Source organism: Pseudogemmobacter lacusdianii, from assembly GCF_030848395.1.
In the GTDB taxonomy this organism is placed as follows: Bacteria; Pseudomonadota; Alphaproteobacteria; order Rhodobacterales; family Rhodobacteraceae; genus Pseudogemmobacter; species Pseudogemmobacter lacusdianii.
The window spans coordinates 47,038-59,854 of record NZ_JAVDBT010000016.1 but is presented as its reverse complement, the minus strand read 5'-3'; the positions used below and the strand labels follow the sequence as shown (position 1 = coordinate 59,854).

The window sequence follows — 12,817 nt, the reverse complement described above, 5'->3', positions numbered from 1 at the left end:
CGTTGCACCGGATTTGGCCGGTACGGGTCAGATTTGCTTAGCTGCAGGCGCCAAGCGCCGGGTAGGCCCAGTCTTGCGGACGGTCAACGCCCGGACGCGGGTTCGCCTCTTGCGGGGTGAACCAGAACTTGTCGTCAAAGCCGTAGGTGGCTGCCACTTTCAGGTTCTCACAGTTCGCCCACAGATCGGCGATGATGTCGTTGATGCATTTCTCCAGCTTCGGCGCTTCTTTCGACATGCCGAAGACGACCATGAATTTGCCAGTGATAACGGCCAGTTCGGGATCGAAGGGTTCGGTGACGGGGATCGATTCGATCTCAAGCTCGGGCTGAGCGATCTTCAGATATTGCATCATCGGCGGATCAAGGAAGATCACGTCCACGCGGCCAGAGACCAGATCGCGCACGGCAGCATCGCCGGTTTCGTAAAGCACGACATCGGGATGGATGATCGCAAGCTCGGTCGCTTGGGCAAAGCCTTGTACCGTCGCAACGCGCAGATCTTTCAGCTGATCGAAGCTGGTGATATTTGCGCCTTTGCGCTGGGTCATGAGCGAGCCAGCGTAGTAGATCGGGTCGGTCATCGTGATGACTTCGGTGCGCGGTTGGGTCCAGCCCATCATGCCATGCATGATGTCGACGCGGCGCGATTTCACCGATTCAATCTCGGCTGCCCATTCCATCAGCTGGGGAGAAATCTCGAGGCCGAGACGCTCGGCGACGATGCCCATGATCTCGCCGTCGATCCCGACGAGTTTGCCGTCTTTGGTGCCGGTGCCGGGCATATCGCCGTTATAGGCAACGACCAGCTTGCCATCCTCGACCAGCTCGGCGCCTTCACAGGTGCCAGCTGCGGCCGCGGCCTGAGCGAAACTCAGCGCAGCGGCGCCAAGAATTGCAGCCTTTGCGCTGCTGCGGACTTTGGACATGATCGGCATTTTATTCTCCCCGATTGTTATCAGTGTGGTGTTGGTTTTGAGGTAGTCTGGCGCAGAGGTTGTTCGGCGACTTGAACGTTCCAGATGAAATTTTGAACGGAGGGGCGCAATTTTTTCGTGGTTCTGCACATCGCGTCCTCTCGGCGCTTGCCAGTCGGGGCTTGCCAGTCGGGGGCTCGCTATCCTCTCGTGATGATTATGGGCGTGTGATGGCAGGTTCGCGTTTCTGCGGGCTTCTGACAGCCTGGCTGAGCGACCTGCGGTCCTGACCAAGTGGCCCAGCTTTAGCCAGAAATCGTGGTGTTTGGCGTCACGCGCCGCATGATGCGATAGGCATTGGGGGGCGTCTTATAGATGTCTTTAAAACAGCGCGTGAAATGGGCGGAATCGGCAAAACCGCATTCGTAAGCGATCTGAGTGATGCTCCGTTCGGTGTTCAGGAGCATCCAATGGCCATGCGCAACGCGCATGCGGCGCCAGGTCTCGCTTGGCGTCTGCCCCCCATATTTTTGGAACAGCCGCGACAATTCGCGGGTCGAGCAGCCAACGCTGCGGGCCACATCGGTGATCGGCATCGGAGAGATCAAATGGCGCTCCATGATCTCAACGGCCTGCTCCACCTTACGATTGCCGCATGCAGCCATATGCCCATGCGGGCGAAAGCGGTGACTGTGGTTGAATTTTCCCTGCATCAACAGAGAGTTGATCGCCTTCGTCGCCCGCGCTTTGCCGCAGTGGATATCGATCAGGTGAAAGGCCAGCTCCAAGGCCGATGTCCCGCCCTGACAGGTGAATACACCGCGGTCCGAGACGTAGAGATCATCCGCCGTCGCAAGCGCCTTAGGGTAAAGCGTGCGAAACGCCGAAATATGCTCATTATGGACCGCGCAGCGCCGTCCCTCTAACAGACCCAATTCAGCCAGAAGGAAGCTGCCGGTACAGAGGCCGACAATGCTGACCCCTCGAGCGTAGGCATCGCGAATGAACTGCAGGGTCGGCGGATCGAAATGGTAGCAATCAGGTAAAAGCCCGCCAACGACCACCAGATGGGTGATGTCACCGGCCTGCGACAGGGCTGTGCTTGGTACAACCTCGATGCCACTCGAGGAAGCAACACTCTGGCCCGGGGTCTCGGATAAAATCTGCCATGCGCAATAGATTTGACGGCTGAAATCGGCCTCGTCACCGGCATGGCGCAGGCTATCTACGAAAGAGGACAAGGCGATCAGCGTGAAGCGTGGGGCGAGCAGGAAGCCCACCTTCATGTCGGGCTCTACCCCGGAAAGATCGGGCGGGGTGGCGACCGGAAAAGACAGCGGTATGGTCACATCTTCCCCTCGACTGACGGTATTGGCCCCTCAAGGCGGGGCCATCGCCGAATGCAGAATTCTCGTACCCGGTCCCAAGGGGCGCTTTCGCCTTGGGCCTCGTCTGCGCGATACTCGTACTGGACTGAGTTGTCCAGTTCGTCACTGATTGAGCCAAACCTAGATCGTCGAGGTTTGAAGATATCTGTTTGATTCTGCGGTGTTTTCTTTAATGGCAGCGGATAGCTGCTGGCCCTTGCTTTGGCAGGTTCTGCGGCAGCGAGCGGGGGCATTCAGCTTTAATACGGCGTCGCCGGTCCCGTCAGCTTCGGTGGCCAAACCTTCTCCCCAAAGCGGTATCGCTAACCGTGCTGGCGCAACTATTGCTAGAGATTGTCTTCAATATGGAAAAAGTAACCGGCGAATATGCTTAAACATGGCGGGGCTTTAGATGGTCGGGGGGGGGAGAGGTAGGCGCGCGGATCCATGTAGAAGGCTCTGATAATGGGGCGTTTCTTCTTGGAAAGCAGTTGAATTTCTCATGTTCAGCTTTTAGGGGTAGATCCTATCTTGGTCGTTCCGTTGTTGCAGAATTTTTGCCAAAGAAACCTCTTCTGATATGAGCCTAACACTATGAATACAAAACTTGCTGCATTGGCAGTGGCGCTGACCTTTGGATCTGCCAGCCTGGTCGCTGCCCAAGATGGAACGCCTGTCGCTCCAGTCGGAAGCGCCTCATCCATCGCCTCCGGCGTGACCTTTGATGGTTTCTATGCTGGTGGTACGTTCTCGCACGTCAACAGCGATTTCGACAAGAATTGCTTTCCTGGAGACGATTGCGATGAGGGCTGGCCACCCTATTACGGGGTGAAAAGCAAATCCTATGGGGTTCGGGTCGGTTACGATAAGCGCTACGGCAACTTTGTGATCGGCGCCATTGCTGACTTCGACACGCTGTCGGACTCGCAAGATTCCTTGAAAAGCCTCGCAACTTTGAAATTGCGCGGGGGCTACGTGCTCGGCGAAACAACGCTCTTCTACGGCTCTGTGGGGCGTGCGAATGGTAAGCTGGGTGAAAACTGGGTCGTCTTAGACGAAGAAGATGTGGATCTGGAGGAGCATTCGAACAGCGGTAAGGCGACCGTTACTGGTCTGGGGGTGGAGCACTATCTGCAACCGAACCTTTCGATCTTCGCGGAGATCAACCGCTACAGCTTTGATAGTATTGGGCACTACACAGAACATTGGGTGGACGGCGAAGATGTGCCCCAGGAAGCGTCATTCGATCAATCTGGCGACTCTCGTCAGGTCAAGATCGGTGTGAATTACCGCTTCTGATGAAAGAGGTAGGTCAAGCGATGGGGCTTCCTGTCGCTTGACCGTCCGTATGACACATAAGATTTCGCTCCCATTCGCCGGTGGATTTGTTGTTCGAACCTTGGAGGTTTCCGACCTCACCGACGCATATCTTGCTTGGTTCAACAGCGATTATGTGAAGCGCGGATTGAACATCAGCACCCGTGCTTTCACCCTCTTCGACCATATGCGCCATATCGAGCAATGCCGGGATGAGGGCTTCCTTCTTCTGACCATCGCGGATGCAGCCAATCTCGGGCTGAACTGCTATCTGAAGGTCCGGTTCGACAAGACGCATAAATTGGCCGATTTCGATTTGGCTATGGATCGCGCCTTGCAGGATCGAGCAGAGCTTTTGCTGAACGCCAGCCGCGTTCTGATGCGCCATCTTTTCAAGCGGATGGGGGTGGCAAAGGTGAAGCTGCGGATCAATCGCGCGAATGCAGCCGCCCGGCTTTACGCCGATCAGTCGAAGTTCCAATTGGAAGGCGTTTTGCGCAGTGAGGTGCTCACGCCGAACGGCAAACGCGACGATATCTTGCTTTACGCGCTTTTCCCTGAACCGAAGTAAGCCATTTATGACCTCGCAGCCGATCCATTTTGCCGCGCCCAACCCACGCAAAGCTCTCACGCCCGAGAAGCTGCGTGATGCGATATGCCGCTGCCTTGCCTTGCCCAAAGGCGCTTTGTCGATGGATGAGGATCTGCGCGACCGGGCAACGATCGACAGTCTGGCGATCGAGTTGATCACGCTGGAGATCGAAGATTTGACCGGGCAGATCCTGAACCTCGATGCGCTATATCGTTGCACCACTGTGAACGATATTTTTGCTTTGGTGACAGGCGCGGATGTTTGATCAGCTGCTGCAGATCGCGCAGAGCCATCCGCAGGAAAACCGCCCGCTGACAATGCAGGGGGAGCAGATCCTGCTGATCCAAAAGCCTGCCGATATCTTTGCCGTCATGCGCGCGCCCTCGCATGTGCTGGAAAAAGACTTGCAGTGGATGCGGCAAATCCTTGGACCGTCGCGCTTTACGGAAAACGGTCTCGCTTGGCAGGCACGGCGCGCGCTCAGCGACACGTTTTTCAAAGAGTTTTCAGCCCCCGCGCTTGCCGCTGCAACCAAAGCCCGTGTCGCGCGGATGATCTTCGAGGCAGGGCGCAATCCCCCGGCTCCTTGTCACTCCGCGCTCTATCAGTTGCTGTTGGACGTGTTTTTAGAGGTCCAGTTTGGCGTCGAACAGGATCAGCTGCCCCTGATCGATGCGCGCGCGATCATGCTGCTTTCTGATACGGCGTCGCGCAACACCTTTGTCTCCAACCACTATTTCAAAACGATTGAGCCTGATGCCCGCGCGGCCCAGCTGCGCGCTTTCAAAGCCGCGCGTGAGCAGGCTTTGGACGCTTTGCGCCGCTTGCGGCAGGGCCATGCTGCCTCGCAGCCGATCTTTGCGCGCTTCACCGAAGCCGAGGCGCGCGGCGAGATCGAGAACGTCGATCTTGAGGTGTTGAACCTGATCGTCGCGGGCGTCGATTCTTCAAGCTCTGCATTGCATTGGATGGTGCTCGCGCTCGCGTCTCACCCTGAATTGGCTGAAGGTATCCGCGCCGAGGGCGGCAATGCGGCGGCGCGGTTTGTTGAGGGTGCGCTGACTTTTCTGCCTGCAACTCCCTTGGTCGCCCGGCGCGCGCTTTGCGATTTTAGCTTTGCGGATGGGAGGGTACTTGCGCCGGGTCATCGGGTCATCGCCAACCTACTTGGCGTGAATGGTACCGATGCCGATACGCTGATTGCAAGGATCCGCGACAGTGTCTTGGCCGAGGATAAGCTTGGTCGTCTTTTGGCCTTTGGAGCGGGCGAAAGGGTATGCGCCGGTGCACTCTTCGCGCGGCAGATGCTGAAAGCTGCGGTCGAGGGGTTTGCCGAGCTGAGCGCGCCGAAGATCGTCTCGGGTCCCTTGGGGGCGCTGGACTGGCGGCTCTCGCTGTCGCTGAAGCAGCTTCCAAGCGTGGCGTTTTGACGATGGGGGCCGAAACCGCCTTTCAGGCGCTTTGCCGTGCGGCGCAGACCGCGACGGGGATCACCTTCTACGACCGTCCGACCGAGCCGGGCGTGAAGCTCAGCTATGCGAGATTGCAGCGTAAAGCTGAGCAGGCGGCCAATCTCTTGGTGTCGCTTGATCTGCCGCGGCAGGCGCGGGTTGCCCTGATCGCGCGCAATGATGCTGACTTTGTCACCCTCTTTTTTGCGGTGCAGGCGGCAGGTTGCACGCCTTGTAATCTGGCCGAGCCGCATCCGCGCAAGGACCGCATGGCCGAGGTTCAGCGGCTTGCGCAGTATCTTGCGGCGGCCAAGGCGGATCTTCTGATCGCCGATGACGACATTCTTGAGATGGTGCGCGGCTCTGCGCTTGTAGCCTCGGTTCAGCTGGTCGCATCGCAAAGCCTTCTGGATGAGACAGAGGCCACGGCCTTTGTACCGCGCCAACACGAAGCCGCTGATCTGGCGGTTATCCAGTTCACCTCTGGCACGACCTCGCAGCCAAAGGCGATCGCGCTTGGGCATTCTGCGCTGGACCATGCCGTCCGCGCCCTTTGTACGCGCTTGCAGGTTGGCCCCTCCGATTGCGCCCTTTCTTGGCTGCCGTTGGCGCATGACATGGGCTTTGTGGGGATGCTGCTCTGCTCGGTCTATAGCGGGATCGAGTTGCATCTGCTTTCGCCACGTGCCTTCCTGCGGGCGCCGCTGGACTGGCTAGACCTTTGCGCGCGGACTGGTGCCAGCATCACCTATGTGCCGCCCTTCGGGCTAGAGCTGTGCAGCCGGCGCCAGCAGGCCGAGAACCGCCCACTGCCCGCGCTTGCAAAGCTGCGTGTCATTGGTGTTGGGGCCGAGCCTATCAAGGCGCAGGTCTTGCAAGAGTTTATCGCTCGCTTCGGTTTGGGGGGCCGCGAAGGGGTGATCCACCCAAGCTATGGTATGGCCGAGCTGGGTCTTGGTGTCAGCATCGGCAGTGGCATCCGGGAAGGCATTTGCACCGATAATGGGGGCGGCTATCTTGATTGCGGCGCGCCCTTGCCGGGGGTCGATGTTTCGATCGTCGACCCTGAAGGTCAGCTGTGCGCAGAGGGGCAGGCGGGGCGCATCTGCGTCTCGGCCCCAAGCTTGGCCACGGGCCTTGCAACCTTTGCCCATCCGAAAACCGCCCAGCCGCTCTATGACACCGGGGATATCGGGTTTCTCCGCAGCCAGCAGCTCTTCGTCGTTGGTCGAGGCGATCATGCGGCCAAGGTGAATGGACGGATGATCAACCTTGATGATATCGACCAATTGCTGCGCGAAACGACCGGCTGCACAAGCAAAGACGTGGTGTCGGTTCTGGAAGAAGGCCCCGACGGCCGCGCAGCATTGGTGATTTATCTTCACAGCACAGCGGCGGCCGAGCCTGAGGTAAAGGGCTTGGAGGCCGCCGTGTTCCAAGCCTTCGGCGCGCCCTGTCGGATTGTGCTGACGCCGACCTCTCCGACCCGGTTCTCCGCCTCAGGCAAGGTGATCCGAAAGTCGCCGGACCGGGTATAATCAAGCTACAGCAGGCGCGGGGCAGGGCGATCGCTATGGCTCAGCCCTCTTGCATTATCATAAAAACGTCACCGAACTGAACATCGGCTGTGATGTGTCGCCGTTATCCCCCACCTAGACCTGTGGGAGATGGCTTTTGCTTCGCGTTCAGAACGTCACCAAGATTTTCGGCAACCGCACTGCGGTGGATCAGATCAACTTCCGCATTGACGGGCCGGCCTTTGTCGGGATCATCGGGCGCTCGGGTGCGGGCAAGTCGACCGTTCTGCGGATGATGAACCGGCTGACCGATGCCAGCTCGGGTGCGATTGAGGTGGATGGCCAGAACATCCTTGCCCTGCAAGGCGCGCAGCGCCGCGAATGGCAAAGCCAATGCGCGATGATCTTCCAGCAGTTCAATCTGGTGCCACGCTTGGATGTGGCCTCGAACGTGCTGCATGGGCTGCTCAATCGCCGTTCGACCTTGACCACTTTCTTCAACCTCTGGCCCCGCAGCGATATCTTGCGCGCGCTTGAGATCCTTGACCGGCTGGGCATCGCCGAGCAGGCCCCGAAGCGGGCCGAGGCTCTGTCGGGCGGGCAGCAGCAGCGCGTGGCGATTGCGCGGGCGCTGATGCAAGACCCCAAGATCATCCTTGCTGATGAACCGATTGCCTCGCTTGACCCGATGAACGCCCAAGTGGTGATGGACACGCTGAAGCGGATCAACACCGAAGACGGGCGGATGGTCATCGCCAACCTGCACACTTTGGACACTGCGCGGCGCTATTGCGACCGGGTGATCGGCATGCGCGATGGTCGCATCGTGTTTGACGGCGTGCCGTCGCAACTTTCGACCGGCGTGGCCCGCGACATCTATGGCGCGGATGAGAGCTTTAACGAGGCCGCGACCTCGACCTCGATCCCGCAAGATCACATCCCCGATCAGGCCTATGCCGATCAGATGATGGCTTAACCCTTTCCCCCGGCCCGCCTTGCCCCGGAACGGGGGGGGCGGCCTTTTTCCACCGACGGAGACGTTATGAAACAGATCGTTCTGGCCCTTGCGGCCACCACCGCGCTGACCTCGGCTGCTTCGGCGCAAGGCATCACCGGCTTCAACATCGGCATCCTTGGCGGCGAGAATGCGCAAGACCGCATGACCTCGAGCGAATGCTACCGCGTGGCGATTGAAAAAGAGCTGGGTGTGCCGGTCAAGGTCTTCACCCCCGCCGATTATGACGGCGTGATCCAGGGCCTCTTGGGCGGCACCTTGGACATGGCTTGGCTGGGCGCTTCGGGCTATGCCAAAATCTACCTGACCGACGCTGAAGCCGTTGAAGTGAAGTTGACCAAGCAAAACATGGACGGCTCGACCGGCTACTACGCCTTCGGCTTTGCCCATAAAGACTCGGGCATCACCTCGATCGAAGAGGCCAAAGGCAAAGGCTTTGCCTTCGCCGAGCCGAATTCGACCTCGGGCTATCTGGTGCCGGCAGCTGAACTGACCGAAACCCTTGGCAACCTTGAAGAATTCTTCTCGGAAGTGAAATTCTCGGGCGGCCATGAGCAGACCATCGTTGCTGTCGCCAATGGCGATGTGGACGCAGGCGTCAGCTGGGCCGATGGTCTGGGCAACTGGGAAGACGGCTACAACTCGGGCGCCTTCCGCAAAGCCGCGGATTCCGGTCTGGTCGAGATGAATGATCTCGTAGAGATCTGGAAGTCCAAGCTGATCCCGGAAGGCCCGATGGTTGTCCGCAAGGCACTTCCGGAAGACGTGAAGGCCAAAGTCACCCAACTGACCGCTGACCTGCACGAGACCGACAAGGCCTGCGCCTATAGCGTTGCTGCCGGTGAAGCCAAGGACTTCGTCGAGGTTGGCCACGACGAATATCTGGGCGTGATCGCCGCACGCAAGCTGCAAGAAGCCAGCCAATAATTTCCCAGCCTAAGAGCGCCGTGTCCCCAAGGGGCGCGGCGCTTTTTTACATGCCTACGGCCCTGGCCGGGCAAGGAGAGCCTTCATGGTAGATATCGCCTTCGGGCCTGAGCCGGGACCAAGACCGAAAGCCGACGATCCGGCTGCGCATTACATGGAATTGACCCGGCGCCGCCGGCTCTATGGCACGATCCTTTTGGTGTTCTTCATCGCCACGATGGCCTCGGGCTTTCATCTGGCCGAAGAGCGCAACGCCGGAGGGTTCTTCTCGGGCCTGCCGATGGTCTTTGCCTTTCCTTCTGAAGTGGTGGCCGAGGCTTGGGAAAAGCGCGCCAATCTGCCGGGCCTTTTCTGGTCCTATCTGCCCTCGCTGATCGAGACGCTGAATATTGCAGCGGTATCCACCCTGATTGGCGGCGCGCTGGCCGTGATTATGGCGCTTTTGTCCTCGCCCGGCCTTTCGCCTTGGCCGCGCCTGACGCCGGTTTTGCGCCGTATCATGGATGCCAGCCGCGCTGTGCCTGAGATCGTGATCGCATTGATCTTGATCTATATCCTTGGCCCTGGCCCGGTGCCTGCGGTCATCGCCATTGCCATTCACACCACCGGGGCTTTGGGCAAGCTTTTCTCCGAAGCGGCTGAGAATTCCGACATGAAGCCCGTCGAAGGGCTGACCTCGGTCGGGGCCAATTGGATGCAGCGGATGGGGCTTGGCATCTTGCCGCAGGTCGCACCGAACTGGCTGTCCTATGGCTTGATGCGGCTTGAGATCAACGTCCGCGCCTCGGCGATCCTTGGCTTCGTGGGTTCGGGCGGCATTGGTTATGATCTAAAGATCGCCATGCAATGGGGCCTTGGCCGCTACGATCAAGTGGTTGCGATCTTCTTGCTGCTCTTCCTTGCCATCGCGGTGATTGACCGCCTGTCCGACAATGCCCGCGCGCGTCTGGTAAAGGGATAAATCATGACCACCACCACCCTGAACCCTTCGGTTTCCCCAAGCCTTGCCCAAAGCGTCACCGCACAATTTGCCCGGCGCAAGATGAAGGCGATGCTCTTGCCGCTGATCGTGCTGGCCTATCTGATCTATAGCGCAATGGCCTTTGATCTGCCGGGGCTGGCAAGCCGCGCGCGGATGGACAATGCCGCCATCCTGATGTCGGACTTCTGGCAGCATAAGACCCATGTCACCCGCAACAACCGCTCGGGCGTGGTAAGCATTGCCATCGATGGTGAGGGCAAGGGCACCTATCCGGCGGGCTATCTGCCCGAATGGGTCAGCGAGACCAGCGATGGCACCAAGGTTGACCTTGGGAATGGCCATTTGATCACCTATTTCGACGGTGGCGCGCGCTATGAGGTGCCGGGCTACGGCGATATCGTGATCACCCAGACGGCGGATGGGGTGACGCTTGATGCGCCGCAGCCGCTGCCCGAGTGGATCAGCGCCAGCGAGTCCCGCGTCAGCGTCACCACCGATGCCGGGCGGTTCTCCTACACCCGCGCCAAGGCCGAGACCCTCAAGTATCAAGCAGGCTGGGCTTTGTTCTTCTTCGGCATCGAAAGCCCGTTCCACTATATGAGCTGGCCTGAGATCGCCGCCTCGGTGCTTTGGGGAGAGCGGGTCGAGGCGGAGCGGTCGAACATTTCGGCCGTGTTGCACGACTTCTGGACCAATTCGATGTGGCGGCACGGGGATGTCGCTTGGGCGATGTTCGAGACCGTGCTGATGGCCTTCCTTGGCACCTTTGGCGCTGCCCTTGTGGCCTTGCCTTTGGCCTTTATGGCTGCACGCAACATGATGCCCTTTGCCAGCCTGCGCTTTGCGCTGCGCCGGGTGTTTGACTTCATCCGCGGCGTTGATGGCTTGATCTGGACCATCGTGCTGGCCCGTGCCTTTGGTCCGGGGCCGATGACCGGGGCTTTGGCGATCTTGCTGACCGACACTGGCAGCTTTGGTAAGACCTTCTCGGAAGCGTTGGAAAACATTGACGAAAAGCAGGTCGAGGGCATCCGCTCTACCGGCGCCAATACTGTGCAACGTGCCCGCTTCGGCGTGCTGCCGCAGGTCGCTCCGGTGCTTTTGAGCCAAGTGCTGTACTTCCTTGAATCCAACACCCGTGGCGCCACCGTGATCGGCGCAATCGTTGGCGGCGGCATCGGCCTTTTGCTGACGCAAGCGATCCAGACCCAGAAAGATTGGGAAGATGTGGCCTATTACATGGTCTTGATCGTGCTGACCGTGATGGCGATGGACAGCTTCTCGGGCTGGTTGCGCCGCAAATTGATCAAGGGCAACGCATGACCAAATTATCCTCAGATCAGCCCTTGATCCATCCGGGCGTGCAGCTGGAGAATTCCAGCTGCGGCGCTTGGGTCGAGCTTGGCGAGCAGAGCGTGATCCTGAACAGCCGCTTTGACGATTACGCCTATTGCGGCCGGCTTTGCGATATCGCCAACAGCCATATCGGCAAATTCGCCAATATCGCCTCGATGTGCCGGATCGGGCCGACCGATCATCCGATGGATCACGCCAGCCTGCACCACTTCCTTTATCGCTCCTCCTATTATTGGGAAGGCGAGGCGGATGACGCAGAGTTCTTCGCCCGTCGCAGCAGCCGCCGCACGGTGATTGGCGTGGACACTTGGCTGGGGCATGGGGTGATCGTGAAGCCCGATGTCACCATCGGCACCGGCGCGGTCATTGCCTCGGGCGCGATCGTCACCAAGGATGTGCCGCCCTATATGATTATGGCAGGCGTTCCAGCGGTGCCGATCCGGGCGCGCTTTACCCCCAACGTGGCCGAGCGGATGCTGGCCTTGGCGTGGTGGGAGTGGGATCACACCCGCCTGCAGGCGGCTTTGACGGATTTCCGTCAGCTGAAGGCCGAGGCTTTCTTGGAAAAATACAGCGGCTAATCCCGCCACACCCTGACCGTCAGCCTGCCCCCTCGGGCGAGACGGTCAGGGTCACCCGATCCCCCGCAAACCATGTTGACCCATATTCCACCGGCACCCCCGCCGCATCGGCATTGATCGCGACCGAGCGCAGGATTGGCGCGCCCTCTTTCAGTTGCAAATGCAGCGCTTGCAATGGGGTGGCGAGTTTCGCCGTCAGCCGAGTTTCCTTCCGGGTGTAATCCTCCAACCCGCAAGCCTTAAGCGCGGCGGTCAGGGAAGGGGTCTGCGCCAGATGGCGCAAAAGCTCGGGGAACCGCCCGGCATCAAGGACCGAGCGGAAATGCGCGACGGGCTGGCCATCAACCAGCGACAGGCCCTCAACCACATGCACCGGGGCCGCTGGGGGCAAGGCCAAAGCCTCGGCCTCTTTTGTCGAAGCCGGGCGGGTCTCGAGCAGCGTCAATCTGCGCGAGGGCGTGCGCCCGGTGGCTTCCACGTTTTGGTGAAACCGCACCCGGCGGCCCAGCGGGTAATCTGTTGGCCTTGCGGTGACGAAAACCCCCGCACCCCGGCGGCTGCTGACCAAACCTCCCTCAGCCAGAGCCGCCAGCGCATGGCGCACGGTGTGGCGGTTGACGCCAAAGCGGCTGGCCAGTTCGGCCTCGGTCGGCAGGCGGGTGCCGGGGGGGTAGATCCCTTCGGCGATCTCGGCCGAAAGCGTGGCATGGATGCTTTGCCAGATCGGAGTGCGACTCATCTGTCACCAAAATTTCACAACAAAAGCGTTGAGGCCGAAGCGGCGGGCCTTTATGGA

13 protein-coding genes are annotated in these 12,817 nt (G+C 59.7%); 10 read left to right on the top strand and 3 right to left on the bottom strand.

Going from position 1 to position 12,817, the window contains the following annotated elements:
• Window positions 1–37 precede the first annotated feature (37 nt).
• On the bottom strand, window positions 38–937 hold the full coding sequence (locus Q9295_RS15510; RefSeq protein WP_306681494.1) for a substrate-binding periplasmic protein: 900 nt from the start codon (window positions 935–937) through the stop codon (window positions 38–40).
• Window positions 938–1,221: 284 nt separating this feature from the next.
• Window positions 1,222–2,265: a GlxA family transcriptional regulator gene (locus tag Q9295_RS15505; RefSeq protein ID WP_306681493.1), complete on the bottom strand. Its 1,044-nt coding sequence runs from the start codon at window positions 2,263–2,265 to the stop codon at window positions 1,222–1,224.
• A 612-nt stretch (window positions 2,266–2,877) separates the two neighbouring features.
• On the opposite strand from Q9295_RS15505, the gene Q9295_RS15500 reads away from it, so the two are divergent.
• The 10 genes from Q9295_RS15500 to Q9295_RS15455 all read left to right on the top strand — a co-directional run bounded on the left by Q9295_RS15500 (window position 2,878) and on the right by Q9295_RS15455 (window position 12,021).
• Window positions 2,878–3,582 (top strand): outer membrane protein, encoded by a 705-nt coding sequence (locus tag Q9295_RS15500; RefSeq protein WP_306681492.1) that lies wholly within the window; start codon window positions 2,878–2,880, stop codon window positions 3,580–3,582.
• Between the two features lie 49 nt (window positions 3,583–3,631).
• Window positions 3,632–4,171, top strand: coding sequence for a GNAT family N-acetyltransferase (locus Q9295_RS15495; protein ID WP_306681491.1), 540 nt, complete (start codon window positions 3,632–3,634; stop codon window positions 4,169–4,171).
• A gap of 7 nt (window positions 4,172–4,178) precedes the next feature.
• Window positions 4,179–4,457: an acyl carrier protein gene (locus Q9295_RS15490; protein WP_306681490.1), complete on the top strand. Its 279-nt coding sequence runs from the start codon at window positions 4,179–4,181 to the stop codon at window positions 4,455–4,457.
• A complete protein-coding gene (locus tag Q9295_RS15485; RefSeq protein WP_306681489.1) occupies window positions 4,450–5,622 on the top strand; it encodes a cytochrome P450 in 1,173 nt (390 codons plus the stop codon). Before Q9295_RS15490 ends, Q9295_RS15485 begins: the two co-directional genes overlap by 8 nt.
• Before the next feature lie 2 nt (window positions 5,623–5,624).
• Window positions 5,625–7,181 carry an AMP-binding protein gene (locus Q9295_RS15480; protein ID WP_306681488.1) on the top strand — a complete coding sequence of 519 codons (1,557 nt, stop codon included), beginning with the start codon at window positions 5,625–5,627 and terminating at the stop codon, window positions 7,179–7,181.
• 136 nt (window positions 7,182–7,317) lie between these two features.
• The gene (gene phnC, locus Q9295_RS15475) at window positions 7,318–8,136 is read left to right on the top strand and encodes a phosphonate ABC transporter ATP-binding protein (protein WP_306681487.1); all 819 of its coding nucleotides are present in this window, start codon (window positions 7,318–7,320) and stop codon (window positions 8,134–8,136) included.
• A 66-nt stretch (window positions 8,137–8,202) separates the two neighbouring features.
• On the top strand, window positions 8,203–9,102 hold the full coding sequence (phnD, locus tag Q9295_RS15470) for a phosphonate ABC transporter substrate-binding protein (RefSeq protein ID WP_306681486.1): 900 nt from the start codon (window positions 8,203–8,205) through the stop codon (window positions 9,100–9,102).
• A gap of 85 nt (window positions 9,103–9,187) precedes the next feature.
• Complete coding sequence (phnE, locus tag Q9295_RS15465) at window positions 9,188–10,063, top strand: phosphonate ABC transporter, permease protein PhnE (RefSeq protein ID WP_373457472.1); 876 nt, start codon at window positions 9,188–9,190, stop codon at window positions 10,061–10,063.
• A 3-nt stretch (window positions 10,064–10,066) separates the two neighbouring features.
• Window positions 10,067–11,407, top strand: coding sequence for a phosphonate ABC transporter, permease protein PhnE (phnE, locus tag Q9295_RS15460; protein WP_306681485.1), 1,341 nt, complete (start codon window positions 10,067–10,069; stop codon window positions 11,405–11,407).
• Window positions 11,404–12,021 (top strand): LbetaH domain-containing protein, encoded by a 618-nt coding sequence (locus Q9295_RS15455; RefSeq protein ID WP_306681484.1) that lies wholly within the window; start codon window positions 11,404–11,406, stop codon window positions 12,019–12,021. Before phnE (Q9295_RS15460) ends, Q9295_RS15455 begins: the two co-directional genes overlap by 4 nt.
• A 19-nt stretch (window positions 12,022–12,040) precedes the next feature.
• Here Q9295_RS15455 and phnF read toward each other — a convergent pair whose 3' ends face one another.
• On the bottom strand, window positions 12,041–12,760 hold the full coding sequence (gene phnF, locus Q9295_RS15450) for a phosphonate metabolism transcriptional regulator PhnF (protein WP_306681483.1): 720 nt from the start codon (window positions 12,758–12,760) through the stop codon (window positions 12,041–12,043).
• Between the last annotated feature and the right edge of the window lie 57 nt (window positions 12,761–12,817).